Raw genomic sequence first — 16,732 nt, forward strand, 5'->3', positions numbered from 1 at the left:
CGATGCACGCCAGTCTGCTGATCGCGGCCAAGGACCTGCGACAGCGTGTCCGGGACCGGTCCGCCTTCCTGCTCGCGATCGTGGTGCCCTTCGCGCTGGCCGCCATCTTCAGCCTGCTGTTCGGGCCCGCTTCCACGCCGCGCGCCTTCGAGTACGCCGTCGTCGACCAGGACCACACCGCCGTGTCGCGGACCTTCACCGACGAGGTCCTCGGCGCGTTGCAGGAGCAGGGGGTCGCCGAGGTGCGCGCGCTCGATGAGGAACAGGCACGGGCCGGCGTCCGGGACGGCGACCTGGACGCGGCGTTCGTCCTGAAGTCGGGGTTCGCCGCGGACGTCGCCAGTCCGCGTCCCGCCGAGCTGGGGATCGTGGGCAGCGCCGACTCTCCGACGGCGACCGTGGTGGCGCGCTCGGTGGCCCGGTCCTACGTCCGGGGCCTCGACGCGGCTCGGGTGAGTGTCGCCGCGGTCCAGGCGTCCCGGCCCGGCCTGGCACCCGCCGAGATCGAGCGGGTCGCGCAGGAGACCGTGCACGGCGTCACGCCGGTGGCGCTCGAGGACGTCTCGGCCACCACACGGGTGCTGGACACGAAAACCTACTTCGCGGCCGCGATGGCGGTCTTCTTCCTGCTGTTCACCGTCCAGTTCGGCGTCTCCTCGCTGGTCGACGAGCGCGACGAGGGCACCCTGGCGCGGCTGCTCGCGGCGCCGGTACGGCGGTGGGCGATCCTGGTCGGGAAGCTGATCACCAGCCTGGTGCTCGGCATCGTCAGCCTCACGGTCCTGATGGTGGCCAGCTCGGTGATGCTTGGCGCCGACTGGGGCGATCCGCTCGGCGTGGCGCTCCTGATCGTCGCCGGGGTGCTGGCCGCGACCGGCATCACCTCGGTGATCGCCTCGCTGGCGCGAACCTCCGAGCAGGCGGGCGCCTGGCAGGCTGTCGTCGCCGTGACCCTTGGCCTGCTCGGGGGCGCGTTCTTCCCGGTGCGGCAGGCCGGCGGCATGATGGCGGACCTCAGCCTCGTCACGCCGCACGCGTGGTTCCTGGGTGGACTCGGCGACCTCGCGGGCGGTGGCGGAGCCGTCGAGGCGCTCCCCTCGGTTGCGGTGCTGCTGGGCATGGCTGCGGTCACCATCGGGATCGCGCTGTTGCGGACCGGGCGGGTGGTGGCGCCATGAGCGCGATCACCATCGCGTGGACCAACCTGCGCCGCTTCGTGCGGGACCGCACCAACGCCTTCTTCTTCGTGCTCTTCCCGTTGCTGATGATCGCGGTGCTCGGTCTGGCGTTCGGTGGTGGCTCCGAGCCTCGGCTCGGGGTGGTGCAACCGGCGACCGGCGCGCTCTCGGGCGATCTGGTGGCCGCCCTCGAGGACGCCGACGGCATCGACGTACGTCACTTCGACACGCGCGCCGAGGCCGTCGCGGCGGTCGAGGAGGGTGCTCTCGAGGCGGCGGTCGTGATCCCGGGGACGTACGACACCCGGCTCGCGAGCGGAGGCGACACCACGCTGCAGTACCTCTCCAGGTCCGACCGGAGCGCCCAGCAGACCGGCATGATCGTCCGCGCCGTCGTCGACGACCAGGCGGGCCGACTCAAGGTGGCCAGAACCCTGCAGGGCGAGCTCGGTGGCGGGTTCGAACCGAGCCTCGTTCGCGGCGACGAGTTCGCGGATCAGGTCGCCGATGTCGCCGTCTCGACCACCACGGTCGGGTCCGCACCGCTTCCCGAGGATCTGGGTCGCTTCGACCTCGGCGCGAGCAGCCAGCTGCTGCTGTTCATCTTCGTCACGTCCATGACGTCGGCGGCGTCGCTGATCGAGACCCGGCGGCTCGGCGTGGCCCGCCGGATGTTCGCCACCCCCACCAGGGCCGCCACCATTGTGGCCGGGGAGGCTCTCGGGCGCGTGGCGATCGCGGTCGTACAGGGCCTGGTCATCATGCTGGGTGCCGCGTTGCTGTTCGGTGTCTCCTGGGGCGACCCGGCCGCCGCGGCCCTGCTGATGCTGGCTTTCGCGACGGTCGCAGGCGGAGCGGGCATGGTGCTCGGATCCCTCGCCACGAACGTCCAGCAGTCGACCGCGGTCGGCCTCCTGGCCGGGCTCGGCATCTCTGCTCTGGGTGGCTCGATGATGCCGCTGGAGTTCTTCTCGCCCACGATGCTCACCGTCGCCCACCTGACGCCGCACGCCTGGGCCGCCGACGGCTTCGCCACCCTGGTGCGTCGTGACGGGACGGTGCTCGACGTCCTGCCCCAGCTCGGGGTGCTGGCCGCATTCGCGGCAGCCCTCTTCGTCCTCGGCTCGTGGGCACTTCGTCGCCGGATCCTCGCCGGGTGAGGACATCGCGCTGGTCACGGCCCGCCGAACGTCCTCGTAGCCGAAGGACGTACGGCCCTCAGCCTTCGGACTCCCTTCTCTCACGGCGCGCGGGCCGCGGGCGGTTCGCTGGTGTCGGTGGCCCGACGCGTCGCATGGCGCGGTGCGGAGATCGACAGCAGGAGGTAGCACGATGACCGCTCGGATCGAGCAGGGTGTGCAGGGACCGGGCTGGGAGGACGTGCTGCTGCGCGACGGCACGATCGCCCGCGTACGCGATGCGGTGGCGGCGGACCGGGACCGGTTGGTCCGGCTGCACGATGCGTGCTCCGAGGGCGATCGCCGCGAGGGGTTCTTCCACGTCGGCCACCACGACGGTGCGCACTTCGTGGACTCCCTGCTGCCACGGCTCACCAGCGAGGAGGCGTTCGCGAAGCTGGCGACCGTCGACGGTCACGTCGTCGGGCTGGCAACCGCCATGAAGACGGGACGCGACGAGGAGGCCGAGCTGGACCTGGTCGTTGCCGAGGGACATGCCCAACGCGGCGTGGCCACCCTGCTGCTCGAGCACCTCGCCGTCGCGGCGGCCGGCTCCGGGGTGACCGACTTCGTCGCGTACGTGATGGCTGACAACGCCGCCGCGTTCGACGTCATCCGGCACTCCGGGTTCGAGATCACCTCGATCCCGCATGAGGAGACCGTCGAGCTGCGCTTCCCGGTGCGGCTCACCGATCGGGTGCTGGAGGCGATGATCTCCCGCGAGCAGCGGGCCGACGCCGATTCTCTGCGCGCGCTGCTGCGTCCGCGCTCCGTGGCCGTGATCGGGGCAAGCCGGCGTGTGGACCATGCCGGACACCAGGTCGTGCGCAACCTGCTGCGTGCAGGGTTCACCGGCACCATCCATCCGGTCAACCCGCACAGTGACTACCTGCTCGGGCTCAGCTGTCGCTCCTCGATACGCGAGGTGGCACCGGTGGATCTGGCGATCCTCGCGGTGCCGGCCGCCGAGGTGCTGGGGGTCGTGCGGGACTGTGCCGACAGCGGCGTACGGAACCTGGTGATCCTTGCCAGCGGCTTCGCCGAGGAGGGCCCGGAGGGACGACGGGTCCAGGACGAGGCCCTTGTGGTGGCCCGGAGGGCGGGCATGCGGCTGGTGGGCCCCAACTGTCTCGGCATCGCCAACACCGACCCCGACGTGCGCCTGAACGCCACCTTCTCGCCGACGAGCGTCGTCCGTGGACGAGTGGCGATGATGGCGCAGTCCGGTGCGGTGGGCATCGCCGCGCTACAACGGGCCGACGAGCTCGGTGTCGGACTGTCGGCGTTCATCTCCTCGGGGAACAAGGCCGACGTCAGCGCCAACGACCTGCTCATGTACGCCGCCGAGGACGATGCCAGCGACGTGGTCGCGCTCTACCTGGAGTCGTTCGGCAACCCACGCAAGTTCTCTCGGGTGGCGAGGCGGCTTGCGGTACGCAAGCCGGTCGTCGCCCTGGTGGGCGGCAGCAGCCGGACCGGTCGGCAGGCGGCCGTCGGTCACACCGCGGCGGCGGTGACGTCCGCGTCCGGGGTGGAAGCACTCTTCCGGCAGTGCGGCGTGATCGGTGTGGACGGCCTCGAGCAGCTGCTGCAGACGACCAGCGTGCTGGCCAACCAGCCGCTGCCCGGCGGCCGTCGGGTGGGAATCGTCAGCAACGCCGGCGGTCCGGCCATCCTGGCCGCTGACGCCTGCGAGCGCGCCGGTCTGCAGCTGACGACGCTGAGTGCCGAGACGATGGCCAGGATCCGCGAGACGGTGCCCGACGCGTCGTCGGTGCAGATGCCGGTCGACCTCGGGTCAGGGGTCGCTGGAGAGGCCTACTCCGAGGTGGTCTCGACGATCGCGCGCAGCGGGGAGGTCGACATGCTGATCGTGCTGAGCACGGCGTTGCCCGCGCTCTCGTACGCATCCTTCGCTCGTGCGCTTCGCACCGCGTTGCGCCGTACACCGGGGGATGCGGTCGCCCCGGTCACCACTGTGGCGGTCGTGCTCGACCAGCGCGGTCCGAGTCGCCCGATCCATGCCGGGAGCCGCCATGTGCCCGTCTTCGCGTTCCCCGAGGACGCTGCGCGTGCGCTCGGCCCGATCGCCACCTACGCGAAGTGGCGGGCCGAGCCACGCCAAGCCGTCGCCGATGCGGGGTCCGGCAGTCGGGTGGCGGCTCGTGACGTGATCACCAGGACGTCTGCGGCGGCGCCGGAGGGAGGCCGGCTGGCCGAGCCCGACGTGCGGCAGTTGCTCGGTGCGTACGGGATCGAGGTCGTGCCGAGCGTGCTCGCCGCCGATGCGGAGGCGTCCGTCGACGCCGCTGAAAGCCTGGGGTGTCCGGTAGCCGTCAAGATCGCCGACCCCGACATCGTGCACCGCACCGATGTGGGCGGCGTACGCGTCGGTCTGAACGGTCCCGACGAGGTGCGCTCCGCTGCGCAGGAGCTGCTCCGCACCCCGACCGAGCACCCCGGTCTGCTCGTCCAGCGCCAGGTCGCCGAGGGGGTCGAGCTCATCGCCGGCGTGATGCAGGACGAGGTCTTCGGACCGCTGGTCATGGTCGGCTACGGCGGCACCTACACCGAGCTGATCGACGATCGCAGCTTCCGGCTCACGCCGCTCAGCCGCGCCGATGCCGCCGCGGCGCTCGGCGAGCTCCGCACCGCGCCGCTGCTCTCCGGCTATCGCGGCGCGCCTCGGTTGGACACGGCCGCCGTCGAGCGTCTCCTGGTCTGCCTCGGTCGTCTCGCCGACGATGTTCCGGAGGTCGCTGAGATCGACCTCAACCCGGTGATCGTGCACGAGCGCGGAGTCTCGGTCGTCGACGCGAAGGTGCGGCTGCGCCCGCTACCGCAGGCACCCGATCCCGACCTGAGAAACCTGCGCCCGCCCGCGGGGGAGGGCTCGTGATGGCGACGATGCGGGGTTGGCGTACGACAGGTGACGGGCGCCTGTCGGTCGCCGAGCTCGCGGTGCCCGAACCGGCTTCGGGCGAGGTCCTCATCGGAGTGGAGGCGTGCGGCGTGTGCCGGACCGACCTCCATGTCGTCGACGGCGATCTTCCCGCCCGCCGGAGTCCCGTCGTGCCGGGGCACGAGATCGTGGGCCGAGTGCTGGCCGGCTTCGATCACGAAGTCGATGGCCCCCGTGTCGGCACGCGGGTCGGTGTGCCGTGGTTGCGCTCGACCTGCGGGCGCTGCCGATGTTGTCGGGCCGGCGCCGAGAACCTCTGTGAGAGGTCTCGTTACACCGGGTGGGACGCCGACGGTGGCTATGCCGAGTACGCCGTCGCGCCCGCCGCCTACACCTACCGGATCCCGGACTCGCTGGAACCGCTCCAGGCGGCACCGCTGCTGTGTGCGGGGATCATCGGATACCGCGCACTGCGGCGCGCCGCGCTCCCGCCGGGAGGTCGCCTGGGCCTCTACGGGTTCGGCGCGAGCGCCCATCTGACCGCGCAGATCGCGATCCACCAGGGCGCGGAGGTGCACGTCGTCACGCGCGGGGAGTCGGCGCGCCGGCTCGCGTTCGATCTGGGCGCCGCCTCTGCGGTCGAGCCCGGTAGAGCCGTCCCGCCACTCGACTCGGCGATCGTGTTCGCGCCCGCCGGTGAGGTCGTACGCGACGCGCTCGCCGATCTCGGAGCCTCCGGAACCTGCGCGGTCGCGGGCATCCATCTCTCCGACATCCCCCCGCTCGACTATCAGCGCCATCTCTTCCGGGAGCGCACGCTCACCAGCGTCACCTCCAACACGCGAGCCGACGGGGCCGAGCTGTTCAGGCTCGCCGGCCGGCTGGGCATCCACGCCGAGGTCACGCCGTACGCCATGAGCGAGGCCGACCGGGCGCTCGCCGACCTCGCCGCGGACCGCGTCCGGGGCGTCGCGGTCCTCGACATGACCAGATGAAGCGAGGCCGCGATCACCGCGATGAGCCTGCGAACGGGCGCGACGAGTGCCCGACGCTGACGGTGTCACCGCAGCACGGCTGGTCTTCGAGCTCTGAGGTCGGACGCTCAGATCGCCTTGCCCGACATGGCCGCCGGTACCGATGGAAGGTCGTCGGTGACCGCAGCGAGGTCGTCGCTCGAGAACACCGAGGTGCCCGGTGTCGCAATCATGGCCGCGCTGCAGGCGAGCCCGAGCCGGGTTGCCCGGGAGAGGTCCCAGCCGTGCACGAGCCCGGCGATGATCCCGGCGACGAGGGCGTCGCCGGCACCGACGCCGCTGACGACATCGCCTGCGACGGCTGGGAGAAGCTCCGCCCCGGCCGGGGTCACCAGGGCGACCCCCAGATGGCCGCGAGAGAGCACGACCGCGCCCGCACCCGTCGCCAGGAGCAGCTCCCGCGCCCCGGCCAGCTGCTCGTCGAGAGTGTCCAGCCTGCGCCCGAGGTGGTCCCCGAGCTCGCGCACGCTCGGCTTGAGCAGGAAGGTCCCATGCGCGTGCGCGAGGGCACCGCCGGAGGTGTCGAGGACCAGTCGCGCGCCGATGGAGTCGGCCTGGCTCCTCACCCAGGAGACGACGTCGGCGGAGACTCCGGGCGGCAGGCTGCCGCTCAGCACGACGTACGCCGCATGGTGACCCCGTCGGCGTACGACCTCGAAGCAGCGGTGCAGGTCGGGGGCGGAGAGCTCGGTTCCGGGCAGGACGAAGCGATACTCCAGTCCCGTGCTGAGGTCGGTGACGTGGTGGCTGAGTCGGGTCTCGCCGGCGACCTCGATCGCCTCGAAGGGGAGCTCTTCGGCCTCCAGCAGCTCTGTCAGCGCCTGACCGATGTGACCGGCCACGGGGAAGACCGCCAGTGTCGGAATCCGGAGCACGTGCAGCACCCGGGCGACGTTGATGCCACCGCCGCCGGGGTCGATCCGAGGCGTACTGCCCCGCATCTTGCTTCCCGGGATCAGCCTCGGCACGGAGAAGGAGTCGTCCAGTGCCGGGTTCAGGGTGATGGTCACGACGTCCGGTGAGGCGAGCATCGTGGACTCCCTTCCAGGGCCGTTGGGTTCCCAGGCAACCACCCCCTGCTCGACGGGACAGGTGGCGGAGGTCCCGGCACAGGTGACCAAGGTCTCGTGAGCTCTGGTTCGACCGGCACAAGACTGAGGATCAGGCGCCGCACGGGCGCCCACGGACTCATGGAGGACAGATGAGGACCATCATCAAGCGCCCGACATCCGGGGCGCCATCGAGCACAACCGGAGCTGATCGGTGAGTTCCCAGACTTCTTCCGAGGTGGAGCGCCACGCCGGCACGGTGTGGGCGGTGGACGTGTTCCTCGAGAGCGAGGACGGCACCGTGCACGCCGAGGCGAAGCTCCATGCCAGCGGCCGAGAGGCGTTGGCCGGCACTGGGGACGCGGGTCTGTGCCCCGGTCGGGACCTGGCCGTGGGGGAGACGCTCGCCGCCAGTCGCGCCCTCGAGCAGCTTGCGGTCGGACTGCTCCGGGACGCACGTCAACGGGTCGACGGGCCGGACGCGAGCGCGGAGACCGAAGGACGCATCCGCGCGCGGAGGTCCGTGCCGAGGATGCTCGTCGGCACCGACCGGCCGCTCCGCCCCACTTCAGCCGTCCAGTGGTCCGTGGCGCATGCGGAGTCGAGCGGGCTCGGGATCGAGCTGTGTCACGTCGTCGACGACGCCGGTCCGGCCTGGGAACGTACGCTACGTGGCTCCGTCTCCGACGCGAACGACGAGATGGCCGAGCTGGTCGAAGAGGTGCGCCAGGATCACCCCGACGTGAAGGTCACGTCCTCGGTCCTGGTCGGCTCCGAGAGTGCATTGCTCGCCCGGTCGCTGGGCAGGGAGCTGGTTGTCATCGGCCGCGCCGATGAGGAGTCCGACGGCGGCTCCTATGTGGGTGCGACGGCCATCACCATCGCCCAGAACGCGAGCGTGCCGGTCGTGGTCGCACCGAGCGGTTGGTCGCCTCCCGCAGCCGGGAGCCCCGTGGTCGTGGCGATCGACGCGCTCGAGCCGCATCTGGAGGCGGTGGAGTTCGCCCTGGACTACGCGCACGGGCAAGGCCTCCCGCTCGTCGCGGTCTCGGCCTGGCAGCCAGATGTGGCGCCGGGCACGCGCATGCTCCTCGAAAGCGGGGAGGAGTGGATGGAGCGCATCGCCGACGGCCAGGACGCGGCGGTGACCCCGCTACGGGCGCTCTACCAGGACGTCCCGGTGACTCAGCGCACTCCGACCGGCCCTCCGGTGGAGGTCATCCTCGGCTTGGCCGAGAACGCTTCGCTGCTGGTGGTCGGCAGACCTGGCCACGGCCGGCACTGGCGGATGCCGCTGGGGTCGGTGAGCCGGCGGCTGCTGCACCGCGCCACCGTCCCGGTCGCGGTCGTCCCAACCGGCTGGCACGCCGCTGCCGAGGCCGTGCCTGGCTCGGTGCCTGGCTCGATCGGCGACCTGATCGAGCAGTAGGTCACGAGGACGAGGCGCTCTCGTGGTGCAGGACGTCGTCGAGAGCACGCCGCGGCGTCGGCGGCAGCGGACGGTGGTGGCGCTGCGGCCAGCCGATGCGTACCAGCACCTGGGGGCAGGAGTTGTCGCCGAGCAGGTCGTGCTGAAGCGTACGCCGGGTGGAGCCGACCTTGATCGGCTGCGTGTACGGCACCAGGGCCAGCCCTGAGGTCGTGCACGAGAGCCACATCGCGTCGAGTGCCTCCCCGGCGCGCAGCCAGGAGACCGGATCGTCTGACGCGGTCGCCAGGACGAGCCACTCCTCGGCCGGCACCCCGGCTTCGTCGTGGTCCTCGGCGAGGGTGCCGCTCGGGAATCGGGTGTAGGAGGTCGGATCGGCGTCGGCGGCGAGCAGACTGGATTGCGGGACGCCCTCGTCGCTGCCCCCGCGAGTCCAGGAGTAGAGCTCGGCCACGTACGCCTCGTCGGTGGTCTGATGGGCACGAGCGGTCTCCAGGGCGGCCACCACAACCGGACGCAGGTGGTCGGGGACCGTGGTCGCCACGACCCCGTAGTCGAGGGCGAGGCCGGCGAGGTGGTCGAGGCGCTGGCGTGGCACCGGCCACGACGAGACCTGGCGTCGGTCGGTCTGCCGCTGCTCGATGGCCGCGAGCATGCCGAGGTCCGCGACGTCGGGATCCCGGGGCGTGAACGTCACCACGGCGAGCAGATCGGTGCGGCCCCCTTCGGGAACGCGGTGCACGCTGCACTCCCAGCCCATTCCGGCAGCTGCCACGACGAGCTCGTGCAGCGCGGCACCGCAGCTCACCACCAGGTCGCGCTCGTTCGCGTCGGCGTGGAGGAGCTTGCGATGCGGGTCGGCACGCAGCAGCAGCATCGTGTCGCGTACGACCCATGCCCAAGGCTGGGTGTTGTGGACCGATGGCGCGCGGCAGGCCAGCTCCAGGATCGCGTGCAAGGTGGCCTCGTTGGGGAGCCTCGACATCTCAGGCCACCTGCCGCATGAGCTGGTGCCCGAGGTCCGCCGCCCAGTCGCTGGCGCGGGACTCCTCGTCGTGGGCGAGGGGTCCCACGGTGGCGGCGACGTAGAAGCTGGTCGCCGGGGGTACGTCGTAGCCGCGGCGGCGCAGCAGATGGGCCACGTGCCGGGCGGCGGAGCCCGGGAGGTGACGCATCGCCCGCGCCCGGGTGTCGAAGGTGGCGATTCGCACTGAATCCGGCTCCGCGTCCGTCAGATCCTCGAGCCATTCCCGGACGCCGCGGGCCTCGACCTCGGCCGGAGCGCCCTGAAGCACGGCGTCAGCGCGCGTGCTGGGCCGGCTCAGCCCGAGCGCGTGCGTCGGCGCCCCGATCACGACGAGGTCGTGGTCGTGGAGCAGGTCACCGCCGGCAAGTGCCACCGGGATCACCTTGACCTCGACGCCGGCCTTCCGGAGTCCGTTGGCGACCGCGGTGGCGATCGTGGCGGTGTTGCCGAACATCGACTCGTACACGACTGCTGCTCGCATCTTGCTCACGTCCTTCCTCTGGCGCCGCGCCCACCGCGTCCTGCCAGTGTCACCACCTTCCGGCCGCGTCGGTGCATGTCGGGAGTGGCGCACGTCCCCCACCCGAGGACCTTGGTCCGATGCCGCCGGCCCGCAGTGCGCGGAGGGTGGAGACATGAACTCATTCGATTCCCCGGTAGTGCTGGAGGGACGCCTCGACTCCGGGATCAGCCGCGCGCTGTGGCTGGTCAAGTGGCTGTTGCTGATCCCGCACTACGTCATCCTGCTCTTTCTCTGGATCGCCTTCGCCGTACTCACCGTGATCGCCTGGTTCGCCATCCTGTTCACCGGTCGCTACCCGCGAGCGATCTTCGACTTCAACCTCGGCGTGATGCGCTGGACCTGGCGGGTGAACTACTACGGCTATGCCGCGCTCGGCACCGACGCCTATCCGCCGTTCACGCTCGAGGACGTGCCCGACTACCCGGCCCGCCTCCACATCGTCTACCCCGAGCAGCTTTCTCGCGGCCTGGTGCTGGTGAAGTCGTGGTTGCTGGCGATCCCGCACCTGATGATCCTCGCCTTCTTCCTGGGCAGCGGCCTGTACGCCACCCAGGGGACCGACGCGATCGCCTGGTCCTGGGGGAGTGGGATCGTCGGACTGCTGGTCCTCTTCGCCGGCGTGGTGATGCTGTTCGGGCGTCGCTACCCACAGGGCATCTTCGACCTGGTCCTCGGTATCGACCGGTGGGCGGTTCGGGTCGCCGCGTACGTCTGCCTGATGACCGACACCTATCCGCCGTTCCGGCTCGACCAGGGTGGGAGCGATCCGGCCGGACTGGTCCCGCCGGAGCCGTCGATGCCGTCAGGTGAGGCGGTGGCACCCGAGCCCGCGCCCAGCCCCGTCGGAACGGGTCAGCAGTGAGCGCGAGCGACCGCAGCGGTGGCGCGGCGGCGGTGAGCACCCATGTCGGGAACGCGATCTACGGGCTCGGCGTCATCGGCGCCTGGGTCTGGTTCTGGCAGCAGGAGGACGGCTTCTGGGGTCACATCTGGGGCCTCGTCGAAGGGATCTTCTGGCCGGCGCTCATGGTCTATGCGGGCTTCGATGCACTCGACTGATCCCACACGCGGGCGGATGCGTCGAGGGACCTTGGTCCTCGGCCTACGGGCCCGACGAGCATTGGCGTCGGCCGTCTTCGGTCGTAGATTGACGAGGTGACCGATTCAGCAGCGCCCGAGCGCGAAAGCGAACCCATCCGGGTCTTCCTGCTCGATGACCACGAGGTGATCCGCCGGGGGATCAAGGACCTCCTCGAGGACGAGGACGACATCGTCGTCGTGGGCGAGTCGGGTCTCGCCGACGAGGCCCGGCGCCGGATCCCGGCGCTGCGGCCCCATGTCGCCATCCTCGACGGCCGGCTCCCGGACGGATCGGGCATCGACGTGTGCCGCGACGTCCGCTCGGTCGACCCGAGCATCGCCGCGCTGATCCTCACGTCGTTCGACGACGACGACGCGCTGTTCTCCGCGATCATGGCCGGCGCATCCGGCTACCTGCTCAAGCAGGTGCGCAGCGCCGACCTCGTCGAGACCGTTCGCCAGGTCGCCGCGGGCAAGTCGATGCTGGACCCCGCGGTCACCGCGCAGGTCCTCGACCGGATCCGCAGCGGTCCGAAGACCAACTCGGCCTTCGAGCACCTGACCGATCACGAGCGCCGGATCCTGGAGCTCATCGGCGAGGGGCTGACGAACCGTCAGATCGGCAAGGAGATGCACCTCGCGGAGAAGACGGTGAAGAACTACGTCTCGTCCCTGCTCGCCAAGCTGGGCCTGGAGAGCCGCACCCAAGCTGCGATTCTGGTGACCAGGACCCTGCAAGGGGGCTAGGTTGGGGGTGTACCACTCATCCGATGGGGAGGGGTCGATGTGGGACGCACACCGCCCCGACAGCGCCGTGGATCGAGCTCCACGACCGAAGTAGCGACAGTTCACGGTGCGCCGTTCGACGAGCTGCTGACCGAAGTGCTCGACAGGGTTACCGATGCTCGAGACGAGCAGGTGCGGTGGCGGTTGCTGCTCGACGCCATCGTCACGATGGGCGCCGGGCTCTCCATCGACGACCTGCTGGACCGGATCGTCAAGGTCGCCGGGGCACTGGCCGGCGCGAAGTACGCAGCGCTCGGAGTCCTTGCCAGCGGCGGCGAGCGCCGGCTGCGCCTGTTCATCACCCACGGACTCAGCGTGGAGGAGCAGATCCTGATCGGCGACCTGCCGAGCGGACACGGCGTGCTCGGCCTGCTGATCGACCACCCGGAGCCGCTCCGGCTGCCTGAGATCACCGCGCATCGGGCGTCCTACGGGTTCCCCGCGAACCATCCGCCGATGCACTCCTTCCTCGGCGTCCCCGTCCGCATCGGCGAGAAGGTGTTCGGCAACCTCTACCTCACCGACAAGATCGACGGCGATCAGTTCACCGACCAGGACGAGGACATCGTGGTCGCCCTGGCCGCCGCCGCCGGCGTCGCGATCGAGAACGCCCTGCTGGCCGAGGAGGCTGCCCGCCGCAGCCGGTGGCTCGACGCCCGGGCCGAGATCACCAGCGCGCTGATGGGCGACATCGACCGCACCACCACCCTTCAGCTGGTGGCCGACCGGGCCCGCGAGATCTCCGGTGCAGACGTCTCCTGGATCGTCACCGGACCCACTGCCGAACGGCTGCGGGTGGAGGTGGTCTCCGGGACCGACATCGACGTCGAGGCCCTGAAGAACGCGCCGCTGCGCGAGTCGGTCGCCGGCCAGGCGATCGGCGTCGGCGCGCCGATGATGGTGGAGGACATCGCGGCCGCCGCCGGTGGCGGCAGCGCGGCCGCTCTCATCGACCTGAGCGATATCGGACCTGGCGTGCTGGTGCCGCTGGGACGTACCGACCCCTCCGAGGAGATGAACGCGGTGGGCGTGCTCGCGCTCGCCTGGCGCCGCGAGCACGCCGACCAGGCACAGGACGTGGATCTGGCCGTCGCCAACGCCTTCGCCGAGCAGGTCGCGCTGGCCATCCGGCTCGCGCAGAGCCGCGAGGAGCGTCAGCGGCTGGTCGTCTACGACGATCGCGACCGGATCGGACGCGATCTCCACGACATCGTGATCCAGCGGCTCTTCGTCATCGGCATGCGGCTGCAGGGCGGGCTCAACCTGGCCGAGAGCCCCAAGCTTCGCGCCCGTCTCGACAAGGCCGTGGACGACATCGACGACACCATCCGCGATCTTCGGCGAGCGGTCTTCGAGCTCGGCGCCCCCGAGCACAGCGGTGACATCCAGTCCCAGGTCACCGATGTGGTCAACCGGGCTGCGGAGTCGCTCAAGTTCCGTCCGGCGCTGATCTTCTCGGGTCCGGTCCGGCTCCGGTCCACGCCCGAGGTCACCAAGGACGTCCTCGCCGTCCTCGGCGAGGCACTGTCCAACACCGTGCGTCACGCGCACGCGAGCGAGGTCGAGGTGTCGCTCTCGGCGGGCACCGACCTCGTGCTCCGGGTGCGCGACGACGGAGTCGGCGTCCCCGCGGAGGTGGTGGAGAGCGGGTTGGCCAACATGCGCCAACGTGCCGAGATGAGAGGTGGCCGGTGCACCGTGGAGCCGGCCTCGCCGAAGGGCACCGTGGTGGAGTGGTCGGTGCCCCTCGGCTGAGCTCCCGCCCCGTCATGGGCCGGTGAGATCGGCCTCGTCGCCGAGCAGCACGACCTTCATCGCCCCGGTGTCCTGAGCATCGGCGAAGACGTCGTACGCCTCCTGGATCTCCGCCAGGCCGAACCGGTGGGTCACCAGGTCGGGGAGCGCGATCCGTCCGGCCGCGAGCATCGACAGGAGCATCGGCGTCGAGCTCGTGTCGACCAGTCCGGTGGTGATCGTGACGTCGCGGTCCCACAGCGCCTCGAGGCTCAGCACCGCGCTGCGCCCGTGGACACCGACGTTCGCCACATGACCGCACGGACGGACCAGCTCGGCGCACAGCTCGAAGGTCTCCGGGACACCGACCGCCTCGATGGCGACGTCGACGCCGTCGGGAGTGTTGTCCCGGACCCAGGCGCGTGCCTCCTCGGCATCGGTCAGCGTGACGTCGGCGCCGTAGGCCTCGGCGCTCTTGCGCCGGGTCTCGCCAGGCTCGACGACGATGATCCGCAGGGGGCTGTAGAGGCGAGCGGTCGCGATCGCGGCCAGCCCGATCGGGCCGGCGCCGACGATCAGGACGGTGTCGCCGGGGCTCACCCGGCCGTTGCGCGCACCGACCTCGTAGGAGGTCGGCAGGATGTCGGCGAGCAGCACAGCGGTCATGTCGTCGACCTCGCGCGGCAGGTGGTGCATCGAGTGGTCGGCGAACGGCACCCGCACACGCTCGGCCTGGGTGCCGTCGATCAGGTGTCCGAGAACCCAGCCGCCGCCCCCGGTGCACCGGCCGTAGCTGCCCGCCCGGCAGTAGCGGCAGCGTCCGCAGCTGCTGATGCAGGAGATGAGCACCCGGTCGCCCGGTGCGAAGTCACGTACTCCCGAACCGGTCTGCTCGACCACGCCGACGGCCTCGTGGCCGAGCACCGTGCCGGGGGCCACGCTCGGTACGTCTCCCTTGAGGATGTGCAGGTCGGTGCCGCAGATCGTGACGGCGTCGACGCGGACGACCGCGTCCTCCGCGTCGGCGATGGCCGGGTCGGGGACGTCGGTCCACTTCCGGGTTCCCGGGCCGTCGTATACGAGTGCTTTCATGGTTCCCTCCTGAGGTCGGGTCTGCGTCGATCCTCTGCCCGACCAGGCGCATGCAGGAGTGGTCATCGGCCACCGGTGAGAGGGCCTTGGTCCTAGTACACGAGGGCGGCCATCATCCCCGCCTCGGCGTGGTAGATGTTGTGGCAGTGCGCGGCCCAGTTGCCCGGGTTGTTCGCCTCGAGCTCGACGACCATCCGCTGCATGGGTGTGAGCAGGACGGTGTCCTTGCGCAGGCCGTTGGGCAGCGCGAACGTGTGCCCGTGCAGATGCACGGGGTGGGTCATCATCGTCATGTTGGTGATCTGCATCGAGACCCGCTCGCCGGACTCGATCGTGATCGGCTCGTTCTTGCCGTACGGCGCTCCGTTGATCGCCCACTCGTAGGTGCTCATCTGCCCGCTGAGGGCGAGATCGACGCTCTGGCCGATGTCCTTGTCCGGAAGGCGCGCGGAGTCGGCGGGGCGTAGATCGGAGCCGAGAAGCACGGGACCGGTCAGCTCCCGGATCTCTGCGGCACGCGCCGGGGTCGGGATCGGGCCCGAGCCGGTACGGACCACGGCGAGAGCGGCGCCGTCCTTGCCGATCGGCTTGGCCACGAGCGGGAAGACGCCGTCGGCCAGGGTCACGACGACGTCGTACCGCTCACCCATCCCGATGTAGAAGGCGCCTGCTTCCTGCTCCTGGACGGCGAACCCGTCGGTGTGGGTGACGGTCATCCGGTGATCGCCCAACGCGACGGCGAAGATGGTGTCGGCCGCGGCATTGATGACCCGGATCCGGACCCGCTGGCCGGGCTCGGCGCGCAGCACGTCAGGCGCGGTGCCGACGCGACCGTTGATCAGGAAGTGTGGGTAGGTGACGTCGCCGGCGTCCCCGAGGGGTGAGCCGCCCATGCCACCCATGCCGTGCATGCCGCCAGACGAGGAGCCGGATGCCATGAGGTCGGCGAGCACCTCGTCGGGGGTCGTGCCGGTGCCGTCGATCCAGTCGTCGAGGACGACGATCCACTCCGCGTCGTAGGCGCCCGGTTCGTGGGGGTCGTCGATGATCAGCGGTGCGTAGAGGCCACGGTCGAGCTGCACGCCGACATGCGGATGGTAGAAGTACGTGCCGGGATCGGGCGCGACGAACTCGTACGTGAACTGACGCCCGCTGGTCACGGCCTTCTGGGTGAGGCCGGGTACGCCGTCGGCGGCGTTGTGCAGGGCGATCCCGTGCCAGTGGACGCTCGTCTCGACCGGCAGCTTGTTGTCGACGGTGATCCGCACCAGGTCGCCCGCGGTCGCTCGCACGAGAGGGCCGGGCAGGACATCGTCGTACGCCCAGGTGGACACTGTGGGTCCACCGAGGTCGAGGGTGGCCGGCCGTGCGGTCAGGGTCTTGGTGACCAAGCTCTGACCGGACCGCGGCGCCAGCGGCGTCGGCGTGGGCACGACGATCCCGCTCCCGCCGGGCCTACCGGAGCAGGCCGCGAAGAGGCCTCCGCCCGCGACGGCGAGGCCGCCGCGCAGCAGGGTGCGCCTCGACACATTCATGGACGGTGTCTTCTCTTGTGGGGCCAGTGGCCCGTTCCCATCACGATTTCGATCGTGTCAGTCGGTTCTTGAGGTCTCCGTGAGGTTCCATGAAGGTCTGACGAAGGTTGGCTCGCGAGTAGCAGACGCCTCGCCCGCCGGTCGGCTTGAAACCACCCGACCGCGCTGCGCGCCACACTGGACCC

14 protein-coding genes are annotated in these 16,732 nt (G+C 70.7%); 9 read left to right on the forward strand and 5 right to left on the reverse strand.

The features are described from left to right. Window positions 1-2 precede the first annotated feature (2 nt). From ABZU72_RS00915 to ABZU72_RS00930, 4 genes are all read left to right on the forward strand, one after another. Window positions 3-1,178: an ABC transporter permease gene (locus ABZU72_RS00915; RefSeq protein ID WP_355017029.1), complete on the forward strand. Its 1,176-nt coding sequence runs from the start codon at window positions 3-5 to the stop codon at window positions 1,176-1,178. Beyond that, window positions 1,175-2,338, forward strand: a complete 1,164-nt coding sequence (locus ABZU72_RS00920) for an ABC transporter permease (RefSeq protein ID WP_355017030.1) — start codon at window positions 1,175-1,177, stop codon at window positions 2,336-2,338. Before ABZU72_RS00915 ends, ABZU72_RS00920 begins: the two co-directional genes overlap by 4 nt. A gap of 172 nt (window positions 2,339-2,510) precedes the next feature. Next, window positions 2,511-5,255 (forward strand): bifunctional GNAT family N-acetyltransferase/acetate--CoA ligase family protein, encoded by a 2,745-nt coding sequence (locus tag ABZU72_RS00925; RefSeq protein WP_355017031.1) that lies wholly within the window; start codon window positions 2,511-2,513, stop codon window positions 5,253-5,255. After that, window positions 5,255-6,253, forward strand: a complete 999-nt coding sequence (locus ABZU72_RS00930; RefSeq protein WP_355017032.1) for a zinc-binding alcohol dehydrogenase family protein — start codon at window positions 5,255-5,257, stop codon at window positions 6,251-6,253. The genes ABZU72_RS00925 and ABZU72_RS00930 overlap by 1 nt, the downstream gene beginning before the upstream one ends. A gap of 107 nt (window positions 6,254-6,360) precedes the next feature. On the opposite strand, the gene ABZU72_RS00935 is transcribed toward ABZU72_RS00930, so the two are convergent. Next, window positions 6,361-7,323, reverse strand: coding sequence for a 1-phosphofructokinase family hexose kinase (locus tag ABZU72_RS00935; protein WP_355017033.1), 963 nt, complete (start codon window positions 7,321-7,323; stop codon window positions 6,361-6,363). A 232-nt stretch (window positions 7,324-7,555) separates the two neighbouring features. On the opposite strand from ABZU72_RS00935, the gene ABZU72_RS00940 reads away from it, so the two are divergent. Further along, window positions 7,556-8,770, forward strand: a complete 1,215-nt coding sequence (locus ABZU72_RS00940) for a universal stress protein (protein WP_355017034.1) — start codon at window positions 7,556-7,558, stop codon at window positions 8,768-8,770. Window position 8,771: 1 nt separating this feature from the next. On the opposite strand, the gene ABZU72_RS00945 is transcribed toward ABZU72_RS00940, so the two are convergent. Beyond that, window positions 8,772-9,755: a hypothetical protein gene (locus ABZU72_RS00945; RefSeq protein WP_355017035.1), complete on the reverse strand. Its 984-nt coding sequence runs from the start codon at window positions 9,753-9,755 to the stop codon at window positions 8,772-8,774. A gap of 1 nt (window position 9,756) precedes the next feature. Next, complete coding sequence (locus ABZU72_RS00950) at window positions 9,757-10,278, reverse strand: flavodoxin domain-containing protein (RefSeq protein WP_355017329.1); 522 nt, start codon at window positions 10,276-10,278, stop codon at window positions 9,757-9,759. A 154-nt stretch (window positions 10,279-10,432) separates the two neighbouring features. Here ABZU72_RS00950 and ABZU72_RS00955 point away from each other — a divergent pair, with 154 nt between their 5' ends. The 4 genes from ABZU72_RS00955 (at window position 10,433) to ABZU72_RS00970 (ending at window position 13,941) form a co-directional block, all read left to right on the forward strand. Continuing rightward, complete coding sequence (locus tag ABZU72_RS00955; RefSeq protein WP_355017036.1) at window positions 10,433-11,182, forward strand: DUF4389 domain-containing protein; 750 nt, start codon at window positions 10,433-10,435, stop codon at window positions 11,180-11,182. Next, entirely contained in the window at window positions 11,179-11,379 is a 201-nt protein-coding gene (locus tag ABZU72_RS00960) for a hypothetical protein (protein WP_355017037.1), read from the forward strand. The genes ABZU72_RS00955 and ABZU72_RS00960 overlap by 4 nt, the downstream gene beginning before the upstream one ends. A 96-nt stretch (window positions 11,380-11,475) precedes the next feature. Next, window positions 11,476-12,147, forward strand: a complete 672-nt coding sequence (locus tag ABZU72_RS00965) for a response regulator transcription factor (protein WP_355017038.1) — start codon at window positions 11,476-11,478, stop codon at window positions 12,145-12,147. Between the two features lie 39 nt (window positions 12,148-12,186). Further along, window positions 12,187-13,941, forward strand: a complete 1,755-nt coding sequence (locus ABZU72_RS00970) for a GAF domain-containing protein (RefSeq protein WP_355017039.1) — start codon at window positions 12,187-12,189, stop codon at window positions 13,939-13,941. 12 nt (window positions 13,942-13,953) lie between these two features. On the opposite strand, the gene ABZU72_RS00975 is transcribed toward ABZU72_RS00970, so the two are convergent. Together ABZU72_RS00975 and ABZU72_RS00980 are read right to left on the reverse strand one after the other, a co-directional pair. Beyond that, complete coding sequence (locus ABZU72_RS00975; protein WP_355017040.1) at window positions 13,954-15,012, reverse strand: alcohol dehydrogenase catalytic domain-containing protein; 1,059 nt, start codon at window positions 15,010-15,012, stop codon at window positions 13,954-13,956. Between the two features lie 92 nt (window positions 15,013-15,104). After that, complete coding sequence (locus tag ABZU72_RS00980; RefSeq protein WP_355017041.1) at window positions 15,105-16,547, reverse strand: multicopper oxidase family protein; 1,443 nt, start codon at window positions 16,545-16,547, stop codon at window positions 15,105-15,107. Window positions 16,548-16,732 lie beyond the last annotated feature (185 nt).

Source organism: Nocardioides sp. NPDC004968 (assembly GCF_040608935.1).
Taxonomy (GTDB): Bacteria; Actinomycetota; Actinomycetes; order Propionibacteriales; family Nocardioidaceae; genus Nocardioides.